Origin of the sequence: Colwellia sp. M166 (genome assembly GCF_024585285.1) — a bacterium.
Classification (GTDB): domain Bacteria; phylum Pseudomonadota; class Gammaproteobacteria; order Enterobacterales; family Alteromonadaceae; genus Cognaticolwellia.
The window spans coordinates 3,165,430-3,191,332 of the sequence record NZ_CP040755.1 but is presented as its reverse complement, the minus strand read 5'-3'; the positions used below and the strand labels follow the sequence as shown (position 1 = coordinate 3,191,332).

Below are 25,903 nucleotides of genomic sequence, written 5' to 3'. Positions count from 1 at the left end.
GACTTATTTCAGTTATTTACAGTGACTCGCTATTTAGTTCAAAATCATAAAGTTGCAACAAATACTCATACCTAACATTCACTCCTGCTTATCCATAGATAGGATAAGTTGTGTCTGATCGTAATTATCCCTACCTGATAGCTGAACTTTAATTATATACATCTCAAAAAGTAAAAAGTTCGCCATCTTCGTAACGGCCTTTAGATGTGTGTTAATGCTGTGAGCACAACGATATACAGCAACGACGTTCGATTTTTACATGAGATTAACTTACATTAGTCAAACGACCATTGTCAGTAGTGCTTCAAGGTAGCGTGTGATTTCTTAAATGCTAGAAAGTCAAAAACCGTAGCGTTAGCTACGGATTTCTGACGTGCAAAGATGCGCTAATGTCGTGGGCATATGAATATGCAGCAACGACCTCACATAAAGAGAAGAACACCCACACGCTCTTTACCATCGGCGCTAACACGTTTGACGCGAAGGGATTCACTAATGGTGCGCGTGAATCAATGCACAAGAACGAGCACTTCTGCGTCTCTTTATATAGCGAATTTCCTACAAGGATGTAGGTCACTAGGACAACGCAGGAGCAGTTGCCGAGGGTTCAAGGGGGCCACGGTGCTATTGTCGCAATTTTTTATTTAAACGTTAGATAGCAAAAAGATTTGAATGTCAGAAAGCAAAAAACCCGTAGCGTTAGCTACGGGTTTTTCTTAATAGAAGCCTAGCAATGTCCTACTCTCACATGGGAACTCCCACACTACCATCGGCGCTAACACGTTTCACTTCTGAGTTCGGAATGGGATCAGGTGGGGCCATGTCGCTATTGTCGCTAGACAAAAATTTTCTTGTTAATTACCAAATTGACGTCATTGCTACAATCACTCTGATACTCATTGAGTAAACTCAACTTCGTTTCTCGCTCATTTGCGGCTTTGTCAATTCGTCACTTACCTACGTAAATGATTAACAAGTAATAATCTTAGAAAGCTGAACTCTGTTAAGAGTTATAAATACTCGTTTTACTGATAGCTGACAGCTTTTAACTGTTAGCTTATCTATCTCTTATTCACACCATTGTCATGCGTGATGCGTGTATTCCTACACTGTGTCAAACTTCATACAACTCAAAACCACTTGGGTGTTGTATGGTTAAGCCTCACGGGTAATTAGTATTGGTTAGCTCAATGCCTCGCAGCACTTCCACACCCAACCTATCAACGTTGTAGTCTCCAACGACCCTTTAGGGAGCTTAAAGCTCCAGTGAGAACTCATCTCAAAGCCTGCTTCCCGCTTAGATGCTTTCAGCGGTTATCAGTTCCGAACGTAGCTACCGGGCAATGCTATTGGCATAACAACCCGAACACCAGCGGTTCGTCCACTCCGGTCCTCTCGTACTAGGAGCAGCCCTCTTCAATTCTCAAACGCCCACGGCAGATAGGGACCGAACTGTCTCACGACGTTCTAAACCCAGCTCGCGTACCACTTTAAATGGCGAACAGCCATACCCTTGGGACCGACTTCAGCCCCAGGATGTGATGAGCCGACATCGAGGTGCCAAACACCGCCGTCGATATGAACTCTTGGGCGGTATCAGCCTGTTATCCCCGGAGTACCTTTTATCCGTTGAGCGATGGCCCTTCCATACAGAACCACCGGATCACTATGACCTACTTTCGTACCTGCTCGACGTGTCTGTCTCGCAGTTAAGCTGGCTTATGCCATTGCACTAACCGTACGATGTCCGACCGTACTTAGCCAACCTTCGTGCTCCTCCGTTACTCTTTAGGAGGAGACCGCCCCAGTCAAACTACCCACCAGACAGTGTCCCCAAGCCCGATAAGGGCCCTAGGTTAGAACATCACGCATACAAGGGTGGTATTTCAAGGTTGGCTCCACCACATCTAGCGACATGGTTTCAAAGCCTCCCACCTATCCTACACATGTAGGAGCAATGTTCACTGTCAAGCTATAGTAAAGGTTCACGGGGTCTTTCCGTCTAGCCGCGGGTATACGGCATCTTAACCGCAATTTCAATTTCACTGAGTCTCGGGTGGAGACAGTGTGGCCATGATTACGCCATTCGTGCAGGTCGGAACTTACCCGACAAGGAATTTCGCTACCTTAGGACCGTTATAGTTACGGCCGCCGTTTACCGGGGCTTCGATCATGAGCTTCGTCCGAGGACTAACCCAATCAATTAACCTTCCGGCACCGGGCAGGCGTCACACCGTATACGTCATCTTTCGATTTTGCACAGTGCTGTGTTTTTAATAAACAGTTCCAGCCACCTGGTTACTTCGACTCTCCATTGCTTACTGAGCAAGTCATTCACATTAGAGAGCGTACCTTCTCCCGAAGTTACGGTACTATTTTGCCTAGTTCCTTCACCCGAGTTCTCTCAAGCGCCTTAGTATTCTCTACCTAACCACCTGTGTCGGTTTGGGGTACGGTTCCTATATATCTGAAGCTTAGAAGCTTTTCCTGGAAGCATGGCATCAATGACTTCATCTCCTTGGAGACTCGTCTCGTATCTCAGCGTTACTAATTAAAGTGGAAGTCCGGATTTACCTAAACTTCCCGCCTACATACTTTCACACGGACTACCAACGCCGTGCTCATCTAGCCTACTCCGTCCCTCCTTCGCAATATATAGAAGTACAGAAATATTAATCTGTTTCCCATCGACTACGCGTTTCCGCCTCGCCTTAGGGGCCGACTTACCCTGCCCTGATTAACATGGGACAGGAAACCTTGGTCTTTCGGCGGGGGAGTTTTTCACTCCCCTTATCGTTACTCATGTCAGCATTCGCACTTCTGATACCTCCAGCAAGCTTTACAACTCACCTTCAACGGCTTACAGAACGCTCCCCTACCACTTGAACCTAAGTTCAAATCCGCAGCTTCGGTGACTAGTTTAGCCCCGTTACATCTTCCGCGCAGACCGACTCGACTAGTGAGCTATTACGCTTTCTTTAAAGGATGGCTGCTTCTAAGCCAACCTCCTAGCTGTCTATGCCTTTCCACATCGTTTCCCACTTAACTAGTACTTTGGGACCTTAGCTGGCGGTCTGGGTTGTTTCCCTCTTCACAACGGACGTTAGCACCCGTAGTGTGTCTCCCGCATATCACTCATTGGTATTCGGAGTTTGCAAAGGGTTGGTAAGTCGGGATGACCCCCTAGCCTTAACAGTGCTCTACCCCCAATGGTGTTCGTGCGAGGCTCTACCTAAATAGATTTCGGGGAGAACCAGCTATCTCCCGGCTTGATTAGCCTTTCACTCCGACCCACAAGTCATCACCGCATTTTTCAACATACGTGTGTTCGGTCCTCCAGTTGATGTTACTCAACCTTCAACCTGCCCATGGGTAGATCGCCGGGTTTCGGGTCTATACCCTGCAACTAAACGCGCAGTTAACACTCGCTTTCGCTACGGCTCCCCTATTCGGTTAACCTTGCTACAGAATATAAGTCGCTGACCCATTATACAAAAGGTACGCAATCACTAGACTAAATCTAGCTCTCACTGCTTGTACGTATGCGGTTTCAGGTTCTATTTCACTCCCCTCACAGGGGTTCTTTTCGCCTTTCCCTCACGGTACTGGTTCACTATCGGTCAGTTAGGAGTATTTAGCCTTGGAGGATGGTCCCCCCATGTTCAGTCAACGTTTCACGTGTGCCGACCTACTCGATTTCATGATAAGTTTATTTTCGTGTACGGGACTATCACCCTGTATCGTTCTACTTTCCAGTAGATTCCACTAACTTACAAACCACTTAAGGGCTAATTCCCGTTCGCTCGCCGCTACTAAGGAAATCTCGGTTGATTTCTTTTCCTCGGGGTACTTAGATGTTTCAGTTCTCCCGGTTCGCCTCATTAAGCTATGTATTCACTTAATGATACCCGCCTTACGACGGGTGGGTTTCCCCATTCGGATATCTTTGGCTATAACGGTTTTTATCACCTCACCAAAGCTTTTCGCAGATTAACACGTCCTTCATCGCCTCTAACTGCCAAGGCATCCACCACATACGCTTAATCACTTAACCATACAACCCCAAGTAGTTTCTGGTCTTTTAAGCGTTAACCTTCGTTGCTTTTTCGCTCATGTAGTAAACTACACATCGCTCAAAGCGTCTTGTTTAACACCTAAAATCCTGCGAAATCATTTTATTGCTAAAACATTTCCTATTGGATTGTTCGGAGACTAATCCGAACTAATTGTAAAGTCTGACATTTTCACGCACACAAAGTGTGTCTTGAATAAGAGTGGTAATTCATTACATTTAGTAAACTAAACGAAACAAACTACCGGGTTGATTACGTTTCCGAGGAGGACCCGTAATCACCATCATTAACAGGCGATATTCCCATTAACAACAGCTTGGTATTTATAATTTACAAACAACAGCGCGACACCGTGTTTGCCATATAAATACCGGTATTTATATCAGCTTTCCAGATTGTTAAAGAACTTGTCATTCACACGCATTCGGTGGTGACTTGGTTAAAAACCAAACTTAAAGTAGCTTAAATAAAGCATAACTTAAGTTTGGTCTTTCAATTCTTAGTGAAGAAGTGGTGGAGCTAAGCAGGATCGAACTGCTGACCTCCTGCGTGCAAGGCAGGCGCTCTCCCAGCTGAGCTATAGCCCCAAATGGGAAACATCTTTAAGCTAGAACAAAACTCAGATTTACGTTTTTTACAAGGCGGTTTATCGCGAAGTGTAGGTTTTCTACACGAGTGATGAACCAACGCCGTAAAAAGCGTAAATTGGTAGGTCTGGGCAGACTTGAACTGCCGACCTCACCCTTATCAGGGGTGCGCTCTAACCAGCTGAGCTACAGACCTATTTCTCTTTCAAGAATTGTTGTCCGAAGCTTAGATGTTTGGACTTCTTCTAATTTGTTATCATGTAATTTGTGTGAACACTCGCAGAACCGAGGTTCTCATTAAGCTGTTTTACTTCAAGATAAGGAGGTGATCCAACCCCAGGTTCCCCTAGGGTTACCTTGTTACGACTTCACCCCAGTCATGAATCACAAAGTGGTGACCGTCCTCCCCGAAGGGTTAAACTAGCCACTTCTTTTTGCAACCCACTCCCATGGTGTGACGGGCGGTGTGTACAAGGCCCGGGAACGTATTCACCGTAGCATTCTGATCTACGATTACTAGCGATTCCGACTTCATGGAGTCGAGTTGCAGACTCCAATCCGGACTACGACAAGCTTTGTGGGATTCGCTCCACCTCGCGGTATTGCTGCCCTCTGTACTTGCCATTGTAGCACGTGTGTAGCCCATCCCGTAAGGGCCATGATGACTTGACGTCGTCCCCACCTTCCTCCGGTTTATCACCGGCAGTCTCCTTAGAGTTCCCGCCACTACGCGCTGGCAAATAAGGATAGGGGTTGCGCTCGTTGCGGGACTTAACCCAACATTTCACAACACGAGCTGACGACAGCCATGCAGCACCTGTCACAGAGTTCCCGAAGGCACAAGTCTATCTCTAGTCTCTTCTCTGGATGTCAAGGGATGGTAAGGTTCTTCGCGTTGCATCGAATTAAACCACATGCTCCACCGCTTGTGCGGGCCCCCGTCAATTCATTTGAGTTTTAACCTTGCGGCCGTACTCCCCAGGCGGTCAACTTAGCGCGTTAGCTACGCCACCCACGGTTCAAGACCACAGACGGCTAGTTGACATCGTTTACGGCGTGGACTACCAGGGTATCTAATCCTGTTTGCTCCCCACGCTTTCGTGCCTCAGTGTCAGTCTTTGTCCAGGTAGCCGCCTTCGCCACTGATGTTCCTTCCAATCTCTACGCATTTCACCGCTACACTGGAAATTCCACTACCCTCTACAAAACTCTAGCTTGCCAGTTCAAAATGCAGTTCCCAGGTTGAGCCCAGGGCTTTCACATCTTGCTTAACAAACCACCTACGCACGCTTTACGCCCAGTAATTCCGATTAACGCTTGCACCCCTCGTATTACCGCGGCTGCTGGCACGAAGTTAGCCGGTGCTTCTTCTGCGAGTAACGTCACAGATGTTGCGTATTAAACAACACCCTTTCCTCCTCGCTGAAAGTGCTTTACAACCCGAAGGCCTTCTTCACACACGCGGCATGGCTGCATCAGGCTTTCGCCCATTGTGCAATATTCCCCACTGCTGCCTCCCGTAGGAGTCTGGGCCGTGTCTCAGTCCCAGTGTGGCTGATCATCCTCTCAAACCAGCTAGAGATCGTCGCCTTGGTAAGCCATTACCTTACCAACTAGCTAATCTCACTTGGGCTAATCAATGAGCGAGAGGTGCCGAAGCGTCCCCCCCTTTGGTCCGTAGACGTTATGCGGTATTAGCAGTCGTTTCCAACTGTTGTCCCCCACTCAAAGGCATATTCCCAAGCATTACTCACCCGTCCGCCGCTCGACGCCGAATAGCAAGCTATTCTCGTTTCCGCTCGACTTGCATGTGTTAAGCCTGCCGCCAGCGTTCAATCTGAGCCATGATCAAACTCTTCAATTAAAAATCGTTTGTGATGCTCACCTTAACTAACCGAAGTTGACTAAGAAAAGACATCTGCTCAATGAATTCTGTCGTGTTACTTAATCCCGACTAGGAACTAAATAACTACATAAAACGTATTATTCAAACCCGAAAGTTTAAATGATACTTATTTTTTGTGTGACATCATATTAAGCTGTTTTTTTGTTATGTTCTTTCCGAAGAAAGAGATAACTATGTAAAATCAACGTTAATGTGAGTGTCCACACAAATTGCATGATAACTAATTGTTAAAGAACGTATCATCAAAGATGATACCGATACAGAATCTCATTCGCTCTATACCGTAAGTTGTTTCGTTGCTGCAGACCACTCTTTGCTTGACGCTAAGGGCTTCTGAAGCGAGATGCGCATTCTACGCAACTCAGTTTTAATGTCAACGCTTTTTTGAAACTTTTTAAACTTTCTTTTCAGAAGATTTAAAACCTTTACTTTAAAACGTTAAGTTAACCAATTCAGCCTGAACTGTACGAGATAACCTATTAAAACAGCTCGTTGGGGTGACCCCTTGGAACTGGAGCGCATTCTAGAGATTTTTCGCCTCACGTCAACAGCTAAATGCAATTAAATTACAGAAATATGACTGTTCGCCTTTTTATTGTACTATAGGCATTTTTATTGAGCTAAAGCAGAGTAAAATGCACTCAGCTCATAAATATAGGTGCAAATAATACTGTTTTATTTATAACATCCCTACTCTACAGCTTTACATTTACTCCCTTATATAAGGTGTATTAGTAGCACTACAAATATATAAAGTAGTGCCATAGCCTGAGTTATACGAAAAAATGTCTCACAAACTATAGATAAAGGATACTTACCTGATTAAATTGAATAAAAATTGCACTTATAGTTGCACATTACTAAAAGGTGGGTAACATAGAATTGCAATTTAAGTTTTTTATAAAATAATAATTAGGTATCCATTATGAAGTCTCCTCAAGCATTAACGCTAATTGTGGCGTTAGTATTCTCTGTTGCTATATATTTTTTAGCTAGCAGTAATGTATTCGAACTAACAAGTATAAGCGTTGCAGTTGTCGCTTTTGTTTGTGCATTTATCGCGCCGCTAGTTGGAAAAGCCGAAACAAATGTAGAAGAAGCCGATGCAAGCATCACTACACTCTATGTTGGCAACTTGCCATATAGAGCTAATGAAGCTGCAGTTAGAGAACTTTTTTCCGAATATGGTCAAGTTCAATCTGTAAGATTGATGAAAGATAAACATACCGGGAAAAGACGCGGATTTGGTTTTGTTGAAATATCAGCAGCTGATGCTGATAAAGCTGTTTCATCATTAAACGATAGTGAGTTTCAACAAAGAACCCTGAAAGTACGCGAAGCAAAAGAGCGACCAGAGCAAGCTGCTGAATAAAGCCTGAGTAAAACTTTCATGATTACAAGCCCACTTATTTGTGGGCTTTTTTATGTCTACTCATAATTTAAAGTAAAGCTTTGCTCTTTGTTAACACCTTTATACACTCTGCATTAGCCGGTATTATCGCATTAATAATTATGATTTTTGACTAAGTGCTATGCTTGAAAAGCTAATTCTTCTAGAATACAGCTTTTAATTACTAGACAAAAATGGCGCAATCGCTAGAATCCTCGCCTCATAATCTGTTCGCTATATTCACTATCAACAAGGTATTTCAATGTTTAGCCACATTCACCCCGACAATTATCAACCACAACTTGATGAAAAACAGCAAAGTATTGCAGCAGATTTTGCTGAGTTTGAATTGCCAACATTTGAAATTTTTCCATCGCCAACATTAAATTATCGTCAGCGTGCTGAGTTTCGAGTTTGGCATGAAGGTGATGATCTCTATTACATCATGTTTGATAGCGAGACCAAACAAAAGTTTAGGGTTGATGATTTTCCTGTTGCCAGTGAACTTATTAACCAATTTATGTCCGTACTATTAGCTGATATAAAAGATAAAGACATTTTGCGCCAACGCCTGTTTCAAGTAGATTTTCTTGCGACGTTAAGCGGCGAGGTATTAATCAGCCTGCTTTATCATAAACAGTTGGATGAACAATGGATTGAGCAAGCGCAACAGTTAAAAGTGCGTTTATCAGTAATTGCCCCTGTCGATATTATTGGCCGCGCACGCAAACAAAAAGTGATCTTAAATAAAGACTATGTCATGGAAACCTTGACGGTAGGCGACAAACAGTTTCATTACCAACAGGTTGAGAATAGTTTTACTCAACCTAATGCCAAGGTAAATGAGAAAATGTTACTTTGGGCTCAACAAGCAACAACCGGTACAGGTGGTGATTTAATTGAGCTTTACTGTGGTAATGGTAATTTTAGTATCGCATTAGCTGAAAACTTCGATCGTGTACTCGGCACTGAAATATCGAAAACCTCAGTCAAGTCTGCGCAAATTAATATCTCGGCAAACAATCTTGGTAATGTTGATATCGTGAGAATGGCCAGTGAAGACTTCAGCCAAGCAATGAATGGTGAGCGAGTATTTCGTCGTTTAGAAGGTTTTGATCTAACAAGTTATAATTATCAAACTGTACTTGTTGATCCACCGCGAGCGGGTCTTGATCCTGATAGTGTTGAATTAGTCAGTCGTTTTGAACGTATCATTTACATTTCATGTAACCCAGTAACATTACGTGAAAACTTAACTGAGCTAGTTAAAACTCATAAAATCGAACACTTCGCGCTGTTTGACCAATTCCCTTACACTCATCATATTGAAACTGGCGTTATTTTGTCTCGCCTTTAGATCTTCTTCGCGCTTCGCCACGAATTTCACTACGCAAACCGAATTCAAAAGCACCGCGAGCAATAAACCTTAGCTGTTTAATTGTTCGTAGTGCTAATTCTTTTAAATCATTCTTGTCACAATCTAGTGCGTCAGAGCCTGCACTAAAAACAATAGTAACGGCAGCATTGGCTTGTAGATAAGCGACCTCTCCGTCTAACTTATTTGCTTGTTGTAAATAATCACATAATTCTAAAGTAAAATAACGAATCTCTCGATTAACCGCCGCGCGAAAAGCGGGTGAAGTTCCAGAGCGTTCACGTAATAGCAAACGGAAAATATTACCATTATTCTCAATAAATTCCATAAAAGTAAAAACAGAAATTTGAATGACTGAACCGCCTTTTTCAATACGCTGTCTTGCTTGTCGCATCAATTGACGCAAAGTTAAGCCGGCTTCATCAACCAAGGTCAGACCTAGTTCATCCATATCAGAAAAATGACGATAAAAAGAAGTCGGCGCTAATCCCGCTTCTTTTGCGACTTCTCGTAAGCTTAGGCTAGAAAAACTTCGTTCACTGCTGAGCTGCCCTAAGGCTGCATCAATTAATTGTCGACGTGTTTTTTCTTTCTGCAGTGCTCTAATACCACTCATAGCCGTACACCTAGTAATGACTTTCACTTTATATCGAGTTGATATGATACTGAAAATAGGTAATATTACTAGTAAATTACGTGAATCTAACTAAGTTGAATTTTTTATCAGGGTTAATAAATCAACATTGAACACTTGACTCAGCAATGAGTAAAGTTAAAATAGCGTACATGTGTACACCGAAAATTTCGGTGATTAACTCTAGATGGAAATTAAATGAAAAAACCACCTATTATCTGGTTAAATGTTTTTATATTCAGCATTACCTTTTTATTTGCTGCAATCGCAGTACCTTACCGTGCGTTCACTCATGGCTTTGATGCCACAGAAATCACCGTGGCAATTATTTGCTTTATTTATTGTGGCATGTCGATCACCGCTGGTTATCATAGACTCTGGTCACATAGAACTTATCAAGCGCATTGGTCACTACGACTGATTTACGCTTTAGGTGGTGCATTTGCTTTGCAAAACAGTGCGCTGCACTGGTCTTCAGATCACCGTATTCACCATAAACATGTCGATAAAAACCATATTGATCCCTACTCAGCTAAAATGGGTTTCTGGCATTCACATATCGGTTGGATGATTAGAGACTTTCAACCAGAACGATACAATGATTACGATAACGTTCGCGATCTACAAAAAGATGCAATCGTCGTTTGGCAGCACAAGCATTATTTACTCTTAACGATTTTAATGAACGTGGGCGTACCTTTATTGTTTGGTTTATGGCATGGCGATGTAATTAGCAGTTTACTTCTTATTGGTTTTTTACGTTTAGTGTTAAGCCATCACACAACATTTTTCATTAATTCATTAGCTCACATTTGGGGCAAACAAACTTACACAGAAAAAAATACCGCGCGCGACAATGGTTTTTTAGCCTTCTTTACTTTTGGTGAAGGCTATCATAACTATCATCATATTTTTGAAAACGACTATCGTAACGGGATTCGCTGGTGGCAGTTCGATCCCACAAAGTGGCTTATCAAGGCCTGTGAATCACTAAAGCTAACATCCAAATTACGTATAACACCTGAAGATAAAATCGAAAAAGCACGCTTAGCGATGATTTTATTACGTAGTAAAGAAAAAATAGCCGCACATCCTGACGCTGAGCAATTATTAGAAAGGCTACAACATGAATACGATGAACTGATTCATAAAATTAATGAGTTTTATGAAGTGCGTAAAGCGTTAATCGCCAGCAAGCGCGACCAATTAATGGCTGATGTAGAAAACTCAGAAGTAATGGCTCAGTACCAAGAAATTAAGCGCCGATTAGCTGAACAACAACGTAGCTGGCAAAATATGGTAGAAAAACTAGCATAAAAACAGTTACCTTAGATTTAATTCCTGCTAAAATTTTTATCCTTGAAGCAGGAATTAAAGGGTCAACCGTTGAGTAAACAAGCACAAGCTGAAACGAAAAAAATAAAAAACTCTACTAAAAGTTATGATTTCGACGCTATTATTATAGGCACAGGCCCTGGTGGCGAAGGTGCAGCGATGAATCTGGCTAAACGTGATAAGCGTGTTGCGATTATTGAGCGCTATCATAATGTTGGTGGCGGTTGCACTCACTGGGGCACTATCCCATCAAAAGCGTTACGTCAATCGGTTAGCCGACTCATTGAATACAATTCCAACCCATTATTTAATGCCGGACAAAACGCCAAGCAGCTGACCTTTCAAGATATTTTAAGTCACGCATCGGCCGTTATTCGTAAACAAGTTAATTTACGTAGCGGCTTTTATAATCGTAATCAAGTTGAGCATTTTTACGGTGAAGCATCGTTTGTTGACGCCAACACGATTCAAGTATTACGTACTGACGGCACCATAGATACCATCACAGCGAAGCAAGTTGTGATTGCCACCGGTTCTCGTCCTTATCATCCTGACAATGTCGATTTTTCACATCCTAGAGTTTATGACTCTGACAGCATTTTATCGCTTGAGCACTCACCACGTCATATCATTATCTATGGCGCAGGGGTTATTGGTAGTGAATACGCATCGATTTTTCGCGGATTAAGCGTCAAAGTTGATTTAATTAATACTCGTGATCGCCTGCTGTCATTTTTAGATGATGAAATGTCCGATTCATTAAGCTATCACTTATGGAACAACGGCGTAGTCATTCGCCATGGTGAGCAAATAGAACGCGTTGAAACTAATAAAGATTCTGTTATTGTCCATTTAGAATCTGGTAAAAAAATGCGTGCTGACTGTTTATTATTTGCCAATGGCCGCACCGGTAATACCGCCGACTTAAAATTAGAAAACGCAGGATTAACAGCTGATGGCCGTGGCCAATTAAAAGTTAATGAAGCCTATCAAACAGAAGTCGAGGGTATTTTTGCTGTCGGTGATGTTATTGGTTACCCAAGCTTGGCTAGCGCAGCCTTTGATCAAGGGCGAATTTGTGCCAGCGCTATGCTAGATGGTGAAGGTAAAACAAAACTTACTGTGGATATTCCAACCGGTATTTATACCATCCCAGAGATCAGCTCAGTAGGTAAAACGGAGCAAGAGCTGACAGAAGCAAAAATTCCCTATGAAGTGGGCCGTGCGCAATTTAAACACTTAGCTAGAGCACAAATTTCAAATAACTTGGTTGGCTCATTAAAAATTCTTTTTCATCGAGAAACTAAAGAAATACTAGGCATACATTGTTTTGGTGAAAATGCAGCTGAAATTATTCATATTGGTCAAGCAATAATGCAACAAACTAACGGTGGCAATACCATTGAATATTTTGTTGAAACAACCTTTAATTACCCAACCATGGCAGAAGCATTCAGGGTAGCAGCATTAAACGGCTTAAACCGACTTTTCTGATCACGATGATGTATCGACAAAGCAGTGATAGCTTTGTCCATGCTTTTATATTTTAACTTCACCAAAAGTTGATAATATTATGAAATATAGTTTACTAGCGGCATTGTTATTTTTTGCTTTGCCTAGCCAAGCAGAAGATAGCTATAGCCTGTATTTAGTCAGACATGCAGAAAAACAAGTATCCAAAGATGATCCTAAACTTAGCCAATGTGGTGAACTTAGAGCTAAGCAGTTAGCAACCCTACTTGAGCATGCACAAATAAAGCATATTTATAGCACGCCTTACCAACGTACCATGGCAACAGCAACGCCATTTTCTCAACAACAACAATTGGCGATTAAACAATATTCACCAGCAAAGCTAGAGCAGTTTGCGCAACAGTTATTACAACAAAAAGAGAATGCCCTAGTAGTTGGTCATAGTAACACTACGCCACAATTGGCAGCACTGCTCAGTGAAATGGCAGTCAAAGGTATAACCGAAAAAGAATACCGTAACTTGTACCAAATACAAGTTAGCGACAGTGGTAAAACCTTAACACTATTTACCCAGCCACTAACTTGCCACTAGCCTTGTCATAAAGATGTGATTAAAAGAGCTTACATATCACTATGATTTACTTTATTACCCGGTTCAATCAACTCAATTTCAGTAATAGTAAAAGGTGTGCCCCATTGTTGAATGGTCATGACATTTTTTACTTTACCTTTAATACGAACAATAGCGCCATTTTGAGCAAATTCTTTCGCCATGTTCAAAGGTAATATTTTCCTGCCAGAATCGGTAATAATGCCGTAAAAACCACCTTCTAGATTTAAAAACTGTACACGACCACGTTGCCAACCACTAAATTCATCTTTTATTTTGTTGTTCAGGTCCTCCACTGTCTGCCCTTTTAAATCATCACTCGCATTAATAGGTGTGGCAACAAGTTTCGTCACCTCTTGTTGGGTATTATTACTCTTAGTTTCTTGCATTATAGCTTCATCAGCTTTGACCGAGTTACTTTTCTCTTTATCGCTTGAGCTGCTGCCACAAGCACTAAGCAATAAAGCAATCATCAAGGTAGATAAAATATTTTTATTTTTTGTCATTATAAGGTCCATCAATAAGCAATTTATAGTTCAAGCATACCTTATCGCTAAGCGATAAAATAGTGGCTAAACTATCGCTGATTGAGCCCGATGGCTATAAATATTTAATACCATAAGCAAAAGTAGAGTATAACTGCTCAAGCGACAGCTTTATGAAGTCGGCTAATACCAAACCTATTAAGTTTGTTCTCTCTCAGCGCTTACTAGCGGTTTGAGAACAACGATCATTTTGTGAATATAGTTATTCTATATGCAGGAAATTATCGGCGGTTATCAAACCACTGATGAACTCCCAAGGGTGATTTTAAAAGGCTTATAGACCACGTTATTGATTTCGATAAGGTTCTCACAGGGATGTGAGTCATTAGAACAACGCAGGAGCAGTTGTCGAGAATAACCATTATCTTCAATCAATACCTTGCCTACAGCGATGTAGGTATTTAAGTTCAGTCTGGAACTGTGAACCTGTGCCGCTAAACCTTTTAAACTTCACTGAGTGGGAACAAACTTAGTAGATTGGTATAATTCATAAACACAGCTTTACCGTGCCAGAAAGCTCATGATATTTTTGCCAATAAAAAAGGAGCCTAAGGCTAATGCCAGTCAGTTAAGCTAACTGGCATTTTTCTTTTTATGAGGGTATTTAGATGGTTTGGGTTTCACCCAGCGGGGATATTTTCTATCTTCCCGCCTCGTCGGAAGTTTGAATAAGAGCAGGGTTTTAAGTAAATGATCCCAATGCATAGGAATATTACCGGGGCTCATTATTGATATTGACGAAAAATACTGAACCACTGCCATCGAACTACTCGAGAAACTCAGCTGATTTGGCCATATACCTGTTTCTTTCGCCGCCATCGTCATAATTCTTCGTATTAAATTATAGGCGAGTAATACGCCCCATAGCTCCTGGCGAACCATATCAGGACGCTTACTTCTCAAATGGTATGCACTATTAAGCATCGTTTGTTTTATTTCCCTAAACCCGAGTTCTATCTCCCATCGATGGCAGTATAACTCAACAATTTCGTTGCCAGGAAACCGCAATCTATCTGTCATTGACGTTAATATGCGATAGCTTTTACCCTTTATTGTTTTACTGATTAATCTGGCGTTAATGATTTCAGGTACATCTGGAAAATTCTTTTGTGCATGCTTTGTTGTTTTCAATGCAATGATATGGTCATTTTTACCAACCGATGTGATAATTTCATACTGTAAGTCCGGTCTTGCTGGGATCAACCAATGTCGATCACTCCCCGTTTGGTGCCAACGATTAAGCATCCCAAGTGAATAATATCCTTTATCAAACATAGTAAGAGAGTTATCAGGTGTGCGTTCAATCAAACGCTCAGCTAGCTTCATTTCATTCGTTTTGTAATTATCAAACTCACTACTGAGTAGTTGATGACTGGTAAGCTCCATATGGCAGACCATACGGATTTGTGGAAAGGCTGTGTCACCATATTGGTTGCTGCCAGAAGAAAATGCTTTACGATTATCTGGGGTGTCAGGTGTTCGCCAGATCACACCGTCCACAGCCAATAGGTTCAAACCATTCCATGTTTCAAATTCGTGTTGTTTATACATTGCTTGTGCAGATTTATTGAAGACTTGTTTAACCGAATCATCGCCTAAGCGTTGTCTGGCTTGAACCATAGCACTGGGAGCAACAAGCTGACTCTTGCCAGGTAACATGATGTCTAACTTAGTGGCGATATTCCAAACAGACTCTTTTCTAAATAAAGCCATACCAATCACTGACCATAAAACCGCTTCCAGTGGTAGCCTACGTTTGCGAACCGTAGCAATGCCAGCCTTTTCAAAGCCTTGTTCAATGATTTCAGGAGAAAGGATTTCTGATAGTTTTTCGAAGGTATGGTATCGGTTACTTTCTTCAAGTGTCGTCTGTAGTGCTTGTTCAATATTCACAAAAAAATCCGTAGTTAACCTCAGCTCGGGATAAGAATTAATTAAATTGAACTAAGTGCCCGTTCCACGATCCGATCTTTCGACCAAGAAAAAACAGAAAGATAATAAGGAACGGGCATGAATAAACTAGTTGAAATATTCTGTGATGTCGATGATTTTTGTCGCGTATTTATCCCACAATGGGAGAAACAATTAATTGCTGATGGAAGTATCAAGCGAAATCGTCCATGCCGTATGGCTATGAGTGAGATAATCACTATATTAATTGCTTTTCATACATCAAATCATCGCGACTTTAAAAATTATTATAAAGGTTATATTGCTAAGTTTTATCGTTCACATTTCCCTAGCTTATTGAGCTACACTCGATTTTTAGAAGTGATGCCTAAAGCGGTCGTTCCACTTTCTAGCTACTTTTCAATACTTAAAGGTGAGTCTACAGGTATTGAGTTTATTGACTCTACAAGCATAAAAGTATGCCATAACTTAAGAATTCCTAGACATAAAACATTTGACGGTATAGCCGAACGGGGCAAAGGAACAATGGGTTGGTTTTATGGGTTCAAACTACATTTAGTCACTAACTTTAGAGGTGAAATAGTTGAGGCTAAATTAACTACTGGCAATGTTCACGACACAAAGCCCGTATTAGCCTTAGCTAAAAACTTAAAAGGGAAGTTATATGCAGATAAAGGCTATATAAGCAAAAAAATTAACAGTTGGTTTGAAGGAAAAAGGAGTTGATTTGATAACAACCGTGCGCCGTAATATGAAAGCCAAAGCTATGTCGTTATGGGATAGAGCAATGTTATCTAGACGGTTTATTATTGAAACGATAAATGATCAATTGAAGAATATATCTCAAATAGAGCATTCGCGTCATCGTAGCCCTAATAGTTTTATGTTGAATTTACTGGCAGGTTTAGTGGCTTATTGCCTTAAAGAAAATAAGCCAACCCTTAATATTAGTGACGTAGAGAAGAATGCTATGGTTAGGGCTTAACCCGATCTGAGGTTAGTTAGTTACCTAACTACGGATTTTGCATGATCTTTTGGATCGGTCAACCGATCGTTATCTTAACTGATCGGCATTAAGCCTAAGGCTCCTCTAATATTTAATATCGGTGATTTATAGTAAGACTAAAGCACTGACGTAACGATTACACTTACTTATGAAACGGTTTACTTAAACGGTGTACTGAATCAATAAAGTGTCCGGCATGTGCGGGATCAACATCAGGATGAATACCATGGCCTAAGTTAAATACATGGCCTGTACCGCCCTCACCAAATCCGGTTAATATTTTTGTTACTTCTTGTTCAATACGTGGCAATGGTGCGTATAACATAGATGGGTCCATATTACCTTGCAGTGCGACTTTATCACCAACACGAGCTTTGGCATTTTCAATATCAATTGTCCAATCAAGACCGACAGCATCACAACCCGTTGCTGCGATATCTTCTAACCACATACCACCATTTTTAGTGAATAAGGTTACCGGCACTTGGCGTCCGTCATTATGACGAGTTAAGCCATCAACAATTTTTGCCATATATTGTAATGAAAACTCTTTATAATCGCGTGGCGACAAAACACCACCCCAAGTATCAAATACCATCACCGATTGAGCACCAGCAGCAATCTGAGCATTCAAATATAAAATAACTGAGTCGGCCAATTTATCTAACAATAGGTGTAAGGTTTGCGGCTCTGCAAACATCATTTTTTTGATCTTAGTGAAGGCTTTTGAGCTACCACCTTCAATCATATACGTTGCTAGCGTCCAAGGGCTGCCTGAGAAACCAATTAACGGAACATCGCCGTTCAGTGTTTTCTTAATAGTACGAACGGCATTCATGACATATTGCAATTCGCCTTCAGGATCAGGAATACCTATTTTATCAACATCTGCTTTACAGGTAATAGGGCGCTCAAATTTAGGACCTTCACCCGTTTCGAAATAAAGCCCTAAGCCCATAGCATCAGGAATAGTTAAAATATCGCTAAACAAAATAGCGGCATCAAGCGGAAATCGACGTAGTGGTTGAATAGTCACTTCGCACGCTAAATCAGCATCACGACAAACACTCATAAAATCGCCAGCACCTTTACGTACTTCACGATACTCAGGTAAATAACGACCGGCTTGGCGCATCATCCAAACAGGAGTGTAATCAACAGGTTGACGCAATAGCGCTCGCAAATAAGTATCGTTCTTTAATTCAGTCATGAAAATTTTTCTCCGCAATAATATGCGCGCATTCTATCACTTCAAATTTTATTGATCTATGTTCCAAATCAAATCTCCGCGAACTGATAGCATTGTTAGCCATTTTTTTAATATAAAGTCTATTTTTAGCCACCAAAAAAGTTGCTCGATAAAGCAGCAAGCTTATTAAACAGAGTGCTTTTATGAAAAAATTTAATTTTATTGAAATTTATTTCAATAAAAAATTGTGCTCTGATGAACAACTAACTACCGCAATAACGCCAAAAACTCACACTAGTGGTACACCAGTCGATGTGTTTTTTATCACATTATAGTAATTAGCCAATAAATGCTTACAACTTGATAGATAACACTTTTTTACAGTTTATTAACTTTTTTAGCTAAATTGTCGTTACAGAAATTTAACTTTTGTCTTAACTGCCTAATTTACAACTGTAAATTATCCTGACAGTAGATGATTGCCTAAACAATTATACGAAAATATTCGTGGAATATATGCTCTATTAAAGTTGTTGCACAGAGAAAAAGCCTTTGCTATAAATTGTCCCGCGCTAGAGAAAAACAATAATAAAAATAAAGAAACAAATAAAAAGAAGCTAGTTTACTAGACCATACAGCGAGCATTTCAAGCCTTACTTCGGTAAGGCTTTTTTATTGCCTGACATAATATATAAGACAGGGACTGTTGATCTTTCAACCTTGAATCGGAAGAAATTTATGATGGATAAAAAATCAGATGACTGGCAAAGTTTACCTTTTATATTGAAATGTTGGTTTCTTTTCAATTTTTTACAAGCTAAACCTAATAGCGCATCAGCTTCTAGAGTTGAAGTGATGGGTCACATTAGTGGTTTTGCTTTTTGTTGTTTAGGCTTTATAAGTGAGCCCGCACTTGCTGGGGGTGTACTCATGCTTGCAACTGCCTATTTCTACCATTGGCTGAAATGGCAAGTCGACAAATATAGTACCTGGTATGACGATAAATCACCTCAAGACAACGAGTAAGAGTATGCATGTAACATCTGGTCCTGTCTTAAAGCGATTTAGCAAAGTAGCGTTTTGCTTGTGGCTTTTTGCTCTAGTGCAAAGCGTACTGGCCATGTTAGATATTGTTACTATTAATCAAAGTAGCACTGAGCGAGTGCTTTTTGGCATAGTAGAATTACTCACTATGGCACTACTGATTTTAAACGCTGTCACTATTCGTAATTTTATCGCTAAACAAAATTGTGCCAACGCCTATCGTTTCAGTAAAATTTGTCTATATTCTCTGCTGTTTTGCGCGGCTGGCGATATTGTTAATAGAAACTTTCCACAACTTTTTTATCAATATGATGAAGTTATTAAGCACAGTTATTTAGCTGACTCGGTGCTATTCTTCTTCCCTGGCTATTTAATGTTAGTTATCGGTATTGCTCACTTGGCCATTAAAAGCGGACTTTCAAAGAAATGGCTTGTGATAAGCACATTACTAGTCACAGTTGTTGCGCTAGTCACCTACCGTGATATGCATTTGCTAACAACAAATAGTGTTTTTACCTTTATTACCGCTTCTTATTCAATATTAGTGAGCATTTTAGCGTTATCAGCTATTTGGTTGATAATGTCATGTACTCAAACCAAAATCCCTGTTCGTTTGTGGTATGTGGCAGTTGGGCTAGTGTTAGCGATGATTGCCGATGCTTTGATAGGTAAGTTTTGGATTTTTGGCGCTCAGGGGCAAGGATATTTCCCGCTAGTTAGCCATATCAATTGGATTATTTACTTTGGCTCGCAAGCATTAATTCAGCAACTTCCTATCGCACTGTTACAGATCAAACAGCATCACAATCATGTAAATGCCGCTCCCATTATCAGTAATTAACTCAAGTGAGTATTGATATATCTGCAAATAAGGTTAAAACTTATCAGAGGGTTATTTCATCGTAATACGCTTGAGATAATAAATATGGCACAAGCGACATGAGCTGAAATATTTATCCCCTTCACAAGCCGTTTTTTAGGATTATATTTATGGATAGTGTAGATATTATAGTGGTCGGAGCTGGTGTTGTGGGATTAGCCATCGCAGCTAGGCTAAGTCGTAAGTATTCACAAGTTTTGTTAGTCGACAAAAACGCCAGTTTTGGCGAAGAGACTAGTAGCCGCAATAGTGAAGTGATCCATGCCGGTATTTATTACCCTGAAAATAGCTTAAAAGCAAAGCTATGTGTCAAAGGTAAGCATCAACTTTACCAATATTGCCTACAACGTCATATTCCTCACCAAAAAGTTGGAAAACTGTTGGTTGCTAATGGCGTGACAGAAGAGGCTGATTTAGCAAACATTGAAATACAGGCACAGCGCAATGGCGTAAATGATTTGATCTGGCAAAGTAAAGCACAACTCAAATGTTCAACACCGGCTCTAGCTGCATCATCCGCTTTACTTTCTCCATCAACGGGCATTATCGACACACATAGCTATATGCAAAGTTTACTGGCCGAAGCACAAAATAATGCAGCCACATTTGTTGCCCGTACACAATTTGTTTCGGCACAAGCCAATTCGCAAGGGTTTGAGGTTAACCTAAATAGCCAAAGAGATAATATCACCCTACAGTGCAAGTGGCTGATTAACAGCGCAGGATTACATGCAACAACCGTTGCTCATGCAATTGAAGATATGCCAACACACCATATCCCCATTGTACACTATTGCCGGGGGCACTATTTTAGCTACCATGGTAAAAGCCCATTTCAGCAACTGATCTATCCTATTCCCTCTGCTCATGGCTTAGGTATTCATGCTTCATTAGATATCGCAGGACAGCTTAAATTTGGTCCTGATACCGAATATATAGATGATATTGATTATGAAATTAATCCATCATTAAAAGCGAAATTTGTTAATGCCATCACTAAATATTTTCCTGAGCTAGATACGACAAGATTAAAGCCTGACTACGCAGGTATTCGCCCCAAATTACAAGCCGTCAATGAAGACTTTAAAGACTTTGATATTCAAGGTAAAAAAACGCATGGAGTAGCGGGGTTGATTAATTTATTTGGTATTGATTCACCCGGATTAACCTCAAGTTTAGCAATTGCCGAATACGTTGATAATTTAATGTAAGCGGTTCTGAGTTGGTAAAACCGAATACTTAAAAGCAAAAAACCAACCTAAGCGGTTGGTTTTTTAAGTATTAAAGATAAATATCTTCTATTGATCGCCAACCTGCGGTGCTGCTTCAGGCTTAACAATTTCTAATAGTTCAATTTCAAATTCAAGTACTGAGTTACCCGGGACCTGTGGTGGCTTGCCATTAGGGCCGTATGCTAGATCTGAAGGAATAGTAAATTTATACTTAGAGCCTACTGACATTAACTGTACGCTTTCAGTCCAACCTGGAATAACCCCATTAAGTGGAAATACTGCTGGTTGGTCACGGTCGTACGAGCTATCAAATTGCTCACCGTTTATGAAAGTACCTTTATAATGAACTTTAACAGTATCAGTTGCTACTGGTTTTTCACCTTCAGCAGCTTTTAATACTACGTACTGAATACCAGATTCAGTCACTTGTACGTCATCTTTTTTAGCATTTTCTTCTAAGAACTTTTGACCTTCGGCTAAGCTTGCTTCTGCGCTAGCTATGGCTTGCTCTCTTTGCTTCGCTTTCATTGCCTGATCTAGATTCATCAACAAGGCTTGAATGTCTTCTTTTTCAATTTGTGACTTACCCGCCATGCTATCAGTGAAGCCGCGGATGATAATTGCTTTATCTAGCGATAAGCCTACTTTGTCGTGCTCTTCTAAGTTACGCTCCATGTACATACCAATTGAAGCGCCTAGGCCATAGGCTTGTTTTTGTATTTCTGTATCAAGTGCAATAGCTTTTTCTTCTTGTTTAGCTGACTCTTGACAACCCATGACTGACAATAAAGCAATAGCGACTAAAGTCGGTTTAAAAAATTTCATTTACATCTCCGTTTTACTACTCAGTTGGAAATTCCCGCTAAGTCATTTAAATATGTGTGAATTGTGAAACAATGCGGCTTATACTAACGATAAATGCCACAAGAAAAAAGTATTAATATTTTGCTGAACTGTAACTTAAAATTTCTGAAGTCCAATATAGTGCTTTTATTAGCATTACTTGCTGGTTGTCAGCCTCTAGGTCAAGCACCAGAACAAAGATGGCAGCATGCTATTGAAGGCGCGTACGCGGCTAATATTTCTAATGACGGAAAATACAGTGTCGTTTCGTCCATCCATCACGGCATCAGTTTATGGGATTTAGATAACAACGCGCTGAAATATACTTGGTCTCAACAACAAGACAGTGCCGACAATTTAGTGTTGGTTGCCGATATTGCTGATAATAATAGCCATGTTTTAACGGCTAACCGTAACGACTTTTCGTTATGGAATATCGAGAATGGTCAATCTGAAGGCTTTTGGTCGATTTCTGAGTCAACTGTTCGTGATGTTGCGGTGTCAAATAATGGTGAGCATCTGCTTATTGGCCAAAGTAACGGTAAAGTTGAGCACATCACGATTGCCACAGGCCGACGTTTAGAGTTTTTAGGTCATCAGGAAAAAATTAATGCCGTTGATATGCTGCCTAATGGCCGCATTGCTATCTCTGGCTCTAATGACTTTGTTGCTTACGTATGGGACACCTTATCGGGACAAGTTATTTATCGCTTTAATCATCCAAGCCGCGTCACTATGGTGGCGCTAGACGCTAAAGGTAGATACGCCTTTACCGCTGACAGTAAAAAGTCAGCCAATATTTGGGATTTAAAAACCGGTAAGCTAATTTCAAAATTAAACTATTTCAATCGCCAAGAGGTTTTTAGTGCTGTGCAGTTTTCACCTGATGGTACTAAATTATTAACCGGCGCACCTTCTCGTAAAGTCAGCGTTTGGGCTATTGCTACCGGTGAGCGCTTAACAAGTTGGCGAGTTTTGCCGCGAGACGATATTAGACCTGCCGGAGCTGTTGTTTATAGTGTTGCTTTTAGAGATAATAACCAAGTGATTACTGAAAGCTCTTCAGGATACGCCGAATTATGGCAGGTAAATAAATAGTGAAACCAAGCAATGAATTAACGCAAGCAATTGAAATGCTTGAAACCCGAAATGCATTTCAGGATGACGCCATTGAACAACTCAATCGTGAGTTAACCATACATCAAGGACAAATTGCAGAACTTAAACAGCAATTAGCCCTACTGGCGAATAGAATTAAAGAAAACACACCTGATCAGCAAGGTAAAGACGAAGTAGAACCCCCTCCTCCTCATTATTAAGCAATCGTTACGCAATTAAGCACTGTCTACCTAACTAAAGGCAGTGCCTTAACAAGCCCCCTTTTAACTTAATATAAATAATTCTAATCGCTGAACGCTACTCGGTTCTGGCCTATGCGCTATTTACTTGGCTAAATCAAAGACCCCACGCTAAACATTAGCTTTAATTACTCAAGATCTTATGTTAAAAATTTACTTAGTTACGTCATTCTTTCAGCAAAAAATCAGCTATTCTTAAGTTTAGTTTGTTATGTTAATGATATTAAGCTGAAAATGTTATTGGATTCACCTTGAAAATACTGATCATTGAAGATTCAACTTCGCTTCGAAGAAGTCTGAAAATAGGGCTGTCTAACCTTGGTTTTACCGTTGACGATACCGGTGACGGCTCTGAAGGATTGAGTATGGCACTTGCAGGTGATTACTCACTACTCATTTTAGATCTTATGCTGCCTTCAGTTGATGGTACCGCTATTTTAAAAGCCATTAGGAAAGCCAATAAAGATATGCGTGTACTTATTTTATCTGCGAGGGATTTAACTGAAGATAAAATAGAAGGCCTATTAAACGGTGCCGATGACTACCTCACTAAGCCGTTCTCTTTTGATGAACTACACGTACGCTTATTATGCTTAATGAGACGTGGCAGCTTAAATATTAATAGCACCACCATTACTGTTGGACCATTTTCTTTAGATCTACACTTAAAACAATTACATTGTGATGGCAAAGACGCTAACTTAACCCCTAACGAATACAAGCTAGTGGAATGTTTATTCTCTAATCAAGGTAAGGTTATTTGTCCAGAAAAGCTGAGTGAGTATTTAGCGGGGCAATATGATGCTGTCGCGAAAAACTCTATTGAAGCACACTTATCAACAACACGAAAAAAGACTCGCGCGTTAGGCTACGATTTACCGATAAAAACAAAGCGTGGTTTTGGGTATTTTGTGGAAAATAACTAATGTATTCTATTAAAAAAAGGCTAAGTCGCTATCTGTCTATTTCTGTTTCGGTATTATTAGTATCGATACTCTTAGCCACTGATCTCAGTGTAGATACCTGGATCAGTCAAGAGTTTGATAGAGCAATGAGTAATAAATTGCATCTACTAACTACCTTAGTAAATGAAGATAATAAAAAAATAGATTTTGATTTTGCTGATGAGTTTATGCCTGAGTTTTCCGGTGCAATCGATCCTGAGTATTTTCAGTTATGGTACGACAATAAAGTTTTCGAGCGTTCAAAAACATTAACTTTATTTGACGTTAATAACCTCCCTCTGATTGAGGTGGCTCTACATAGCTCAAAGATTATCAACATCACCTTGCCTGATGGTCGTTCAGGTAGAATGATTTCAACAAAATTTATACCGCAAATAGACAGCGATAGTAGAAAAGAGTTTGCCGCTTCAGTCGGCGCTTTTACCAAACAACAAAAACCTATGATGTTAGCTTATGCGGTCAGTAATGAAAGTCTAAATCAAACACTTTGGTTTGTTGATATTATTTTTATTTTATCTTCCCTCTCAACCGTATTTGCTGTCCGATTTATCGTATATAAAGTGGTAGAGCGCGGATTAACGCCACTTGATAGCCTAAACGATGAGATAAAATCTATTAATCTCAATTCGGACATTGATGCTATAAATACTGATAATTTACCAGAAGAGTTAATGCCTATCGCGGGCGGTATTAATCATTTTCTTAGTGAAAATAAAATTTTGTATGCTAGAGAAAAAAGAATGAGTTCTGATATCGCTCACGAACTAAAAACACCGATTGCTGAGCTGATCAACTTAAGTGAAGTCGCCATTAAATTTCCTGATGAAAAACAAATATCGGCAACTTTTACCTCCGATGTTTTGAATATTTCAGAACGACTTAAAAGTATTGTTAGTAGTATTTTATTACTGCAAAAAAGTACCAATAATGCTGAACTAACAAAGAGTGCTATTCCTATCGCAAGCTTTATTAATGCTATCTTACAACGAGAAAACAAGACAAAGCGTGATGTTTCATTAATAGTAAGTCCTGAGGTTGAAAGCATACGCACCAATGAATTTGCACTTGAAACCGTATTAACTAATTTGCTCAGTAATGCTTTACATTACAGTCCTGCCAAAAGCCAAATCTGTATATTAGTCAATGTAGATGATGATACAGAACAGGTAAAATTGAGTATTTCAAATACCAGTATTTATCAATACACGGAACAAGATCTAGCGCAATTTTTTGAACCCTTGTGGCAAAAAGATCAATCAAGAACCTCTTCACAACGATATGGTTTAGGACTAGCGATAGTTAAATCTTATTGCGAAAAAATTAATGCCGAAATAAAGATAAATTTAACCTCAAAAAATCAACTTACTTTTACCATCATCATATAACAATTAACAGTGAACACTCTTTCGAATTAACAAGGTATATTCATTAGCAACATACCTTTAACAAATGAAAGCACCACAATAATGATAACTTTACAGCTCTTTAACCCGAGTTGCGTATTCAACCGCTCACTATCGCCAGCAAGCCAGCACTGACAAAGTCGA

Annotated in this window: 17 protein-coding genes, 2 tRNA genes, 3 rRNA genes and 1 pseudogene; 13 read left to right on the top strand and 10 right to left on the bottom strand. The window is 40.3% G+C overall.

Features of this window, described 5'->3' with window-relative positions:
• Positions 1-725: 725 nt before the first annotated feature.
• From rrf to FGD67_RS14455, 5 genes are all read right to left on the bottom strand, one after another.
• Positions 726-840, bottom strand: a 5S ribosomal RNA gene (gene rrf / locus FGD67_RS14475).
• 311 nt (positions 841-1,151) lie between these two features.
• A 23S ribosomal RNA gene (locus FGD67_RS14470) occupies positions 1,152-4,054 on the bottom strand.
• A gap of 530 nt (positions 4,055-4,584) precedes the next feature.
• A tRNA-Ala gene (locus FGD67_RS14465) sits at positions 4,585-4,660 on the bottom strand.
• A 119-nt stretch (positions 4,661-4,779) separates the two neighbouring features.
• Positions 4,780-4,856, bottom strand: a tRNA-Ile gene (locus tag FGD67_RS14460).
• Between the two features lie 122 nt (positions 4,857-4,978).
• Positions 4,979-6,524 (bottom strand): 16S ribosomal RNA (locus FGD67_RS14455).
• Together the 16S, 23S and 5S rRNA genes with 2 tRNA genes alongside form the textbook arrangement of a ribosomal RNA operon.
• A 967-nt stretch (positions 6,525-7,491) precedes the next feature.
• On the opposite strand from FGD67_RS14455, the gene FGD67_RS14450 reads away from it, so the two are divergent.
• Positions 7,492-7,938 (top strand): RNA-binding protein, encoded by a 447-nt coding sequence (locus FGD67_RS14450; RefSeq protein ID WP_257171827.1) that lies wholly within the window; start codon positions 7,492-7,494, stop codon positions 7,936-7,938.
• 280 nt (positions 7,939-8,218) lie between these two features.
• Complete coding sequence (gene trmA, locus FGD67_RS14445) at positions 8,219-9,313, top strand: tRNA (uridine(54)-C5)-methyltransferase TrmA (RefSeq protein ID WP_257171826.1); 1,095 nt, start codon at positions 8,219-8,221, stop codon at positions 9,311-9,313.
• On the opposite strand, the gene fabR is transcribed toward trmA, so the two are convergent.
• A complete protein-coding gene (fabR, locus tag FGD67_RS14440; RefSeq protein ID WP_257171825.1) occupies positions 9,294-9,947 on the bottom strand; it encodes an HTH-type transcriptional repressor FabR in 654 nt (217 codons plus the stop codon). The genes trmA and fabR overlap by 20 nt on opposite strands.
• Positions 9,948-10,163: 216 nt before the next feature.
• On the opposite strand from fabR, the gene FGD67_RS14435 reads away from it, so the two are divergent.
• The 3 genes from FGD67_RS14435 (at position 10,164) to FGD67_RS14425 (ending at position 13,365) form a co-directional block, all read left to right on the top strand.
• On the top strand, positions 10,164-11,282 hold the full coding sequence (locus FGD67_RS14435) for a fatty acid desaturase (protein ID WP_257171824.1): 1,119 nt from the start codon (positions 10,164-10,166) through the stop codon (positions 11,280-11,282).
• 69 nt (positions 11,283-11,351) lie between these two features.
• Complete coding sequence (gene sthA, locus FGD67_RS14430) at positions 11,352-12,794, top strand: Si-specific NAD(P)(+) transhydrogenase (protein ID WP_257171823.1); 1,443 nt, start codon at positions 11,352-11,354, stop codon at positions 12,792-12,794.
• Between the two features lie 79 nt (positions 12,795-12,873).
• Positions 12,874-13,365: a histidine phosphatase family protein gene (locus tag FGD67_RS14425; protein WP_257171822.1), complete on the top strand. Its 492-nt coding sequence runs from the start codon at positions 12,874-12,876 to the stop codon at positions 13,363-13,365.
• 29 nt (positions 13,366-13,394) lie between these two features.
• Here the strand turns inward: FGD67_RS14425 and FGD67_RS14420 are convergent, their stop codons facing one another.
• Together FGD67_RS14420 and FGD67_RS14415 are read right to left on the bottom strand one after the other, a co-directional pair.
• A complete protein-coding gene (locus FGD67_RS14420) occupies positions 13,395-13,889 on the bottom strand; it encodes a hypothetical protein (protein WP_257171821.1) in 495 nt (164 codons plus the stop codon).
• Positions 13,890-14,501: 612 nt separating this feature from the next.
• Positions 14,502-15,821, bottom strand: a complete 1,320-nt coding sequence (locus FGD67_RS14415; RefSeq protein ID WP_373567774.1) for an IS4 family transposase — start codon at positions 15,819-15,821, stop codon at positions 14,502-14,504.
• A 117-nt stretch (positions 15,822-15,938) separates the two neighbouring features.
• On the opposite strand from FGD67_RS14415, the pseudogene FGD67_RS14410 reads away from it, so the two are divergent.
• Positions 15,939-16,824, top strand: a pseudogene (locus tag FGD67_RS14410) (IS982 family transposase).
• Positions 16,825-16,987: 163 nt separating this feature from the next.
• Here FGD67_RS14410 and hemE read toward each other — a convergent pair.
• Entirely contained in the window at positions 16,988-18,055 is a 1,068-nt protein-coding gene (gene hemE, locus FGD67_RS14405) for a uroporphyrinogen decarboxylase (protein ID WP_257171820.1), read from the bottom strand.
• A 717-nt stretch (positions 18,056-18,772) separates the two neighbouring features.
• On the opposite strand from hemE, the gene FGD67_RS14400 reads away from it, so the two are divergent.
• From FGD67_RS14400 to FGD67_RS14390, 3 genes are all read left to right on the top strand, one after another.
• The gene (locus tag FGD67_RS14400) at positions 18,773-19,060 is read left to right on the top strand and encodes a hypothetical protein (protein WP_257171819.1); all 288 of its coding nucleotides are present in this window, start codon (positions 18,773-18,775) and stop codon (positions 19,058-19,060) included.
• 4 nt (positions 19,061-19,064) lie between these two features.
• Positions 19,065-19,919 carry a lysoplasmalogenase family protein gene (locus FGD67_RS14395; RefSeq protein ID WP_257171818.1) on the top strand — a complete coding sequence of 285 codons (855 nt, stop codon included), beginning with the start codon at positions 19,065-19,067 and terminating at the stop codon, positions 19,917-19,919.
• 149 nt (positions 19,920-20,068) lie between these two features.
• Complete coding sequence (locus FGD67_RS14390; RefSeq protein ID WP_257171817.1) at positions 20,069-21,169, top strand: NAD(P)/FAD-dependent oxidoreductase; 1,101 nt, start codon at positions 20,069-20,071, stop codon at positions 21,167-21,169.
• 87 nt (positions 21,170-21,256) lie between these two features.
• On the opposite strand, the gene FGD67_RS14385 is transcribed toward FGD67_RS14390, so the two are convergent.
• Positions 21,257-22,015 (bottom strand): FKBP-type peptidyl-prolyl cis-trans isomerase, encoded by a 759-nt coding sequence (locus tag FGD67_RS14385; RefSeq protein WP_257171816.1) that lies wholly within the window; start codon positions 22,013-22,015, stop codon positions 21,257-21,259.
• A gap of 159 nt (positions 22,016-22,174) precedes the next feature.
• On the opposite strand from FGD67_RS14385, the gene FGD67_RS14380 reads away from it, so the two are divergent.
• The 4 genes from FGD67_RS14380 to FGD67_RS14365 all read left to right on the top strand — a co-directional run bounded on the left by FGD67_RS14380 (position 22,175) and on the right by FGD67_RS14365 (position 25,741).
• On the top strand, positions 22,175-23,131 hold the full coding sequence (locus FGD67_RS14380) for a WD40 repeat domain-containing protein (RefSeq protein ID WP_257171815.1): 957 nt from the start codon (positions 22,175-22,177) through the stop codon (positions 23,129-23,131).
• Complete coding sequence (locus tag FGD67_RS14375) at positions 23,131-23,352, top strand: SlyX family protein (RefSeq protein WP_257171814.1); 222 nt, start codon at positions 23,131-23,133, stop codon at positions 23,350-23,352. Before FGD67_RS14380 ends, FGD67_RS14375 begins: the two co-directional genes overlap by 1 nt.
• 290 nt (positions 23,353-23,642) lie before the next feature.
• Entirely contained in the window at positions 23,643-24,317 is a 675-nt protein-coding gene (locus tag FGD67_RS14370; RefSeq protein ID WP_257171813.1) for a response regulator transcription factor, read from the top strand.
• Entirely contained in the window at positions 24,317-25,741 is a 1,425-nt protein-coding gene (locus FGD67_RS14365) for a HAMP domain-containing sensor histidine kinase (protein WP_257171812.1), read from the top strand. Before FGD67_RS14370 ends, FGD67_RS14365 begins: the two co-directional genes overlap by 1 nt.
• The last annotated feature ends 162 nt before the right edge of the window (positions 25,742-25,903 follow it).

Excerpts from the sequence above, each read along its gene's own strand:
- FGD67_RS14450 (WP_257171827.1), top strand. The coding sequence starts at position 7,492 with ATGAAGTCTCCTCAAGCATTAACGCTAATTGTGGCGTTAGTATTCTCT.
- trmA (WP_257171826.1), top strand. The coding sequence starts at position 8,219 with ATGTTTAGCCACATTCACCCCGACAATTATCAACCACAACTTGATGAA.
- fabR (WP_257171825.1), bottom strand. The coding sequence starts at position 9,947 with ATGAGTGGTATTAGAGCACTGCAGAAAGAAAAAACACGTCGACAATTA.
- FGD67_RS14435 (WP_257171824.1), top strand. The coding sequence starts at position 10,164 with ATGAAAAAACCACCTATTATCTGGTTAAATGTTTTTATATTCAGCATT.
- FGD67_RS14425 (WP_257171822.1), top strand. The coding sequence starts at position 12,874 with ATGAAATATAGTTTACTAGCGGCATTGTTATTTTTTGCTTTGCCTAGC.
- FGD67_RS14420 (WP_257171821.1), bottom strand. The coding sequence starts at position 13,889 with ATGACAAAAAATAAAAATATTTTATCTACCTTGATGATTGCTTTATTG.
- hemE (WP_257171820.1), bottom strand. The coding sequence starts at position 18,055 with ATGACTGAATTAAAGAACGATACTTATTTGCGAGCGCTATTGCGTCAA.
- FGD67_RS14400 (WP_257171819.1), top strand. The coding sequence starts at position 18,773 with ATGATGGATAAAAAATCAGATGACTGGCAAAGTTTACCTTTTATATTG.
- FGD67_RS14395 (WP_257171818.1), top strand. The coding sequence starts at position 19,065 with ATGCATGTAACATCTGGTCCTGTCTTAAAGCGATTTAGCAAAGTAGCG.
- FGD67_RS14390 (WP_257171817.1), top strand. The coding sequence starts at position 20,069 with ATGGATAGTGTAGATATTATAGTGGTCGGAGCTGGTGTTGTGGGATTA.
- FGD67_RS14385 (WP_257171816.1), bottom strand. The coding sequence starts at position 22,015 with ATGAAATTTTTTAAACCGACTTTAGTCGCTATTGCTTTATTGTCAGTC.
- FGD67_RS14365 (WP_257171812.1), top strand. The coding sequence starts at position 24,317 with ATGTATTCTATTAAAAAAAGGCTAAGTCGCTATCTGTCTATTTCTGTT.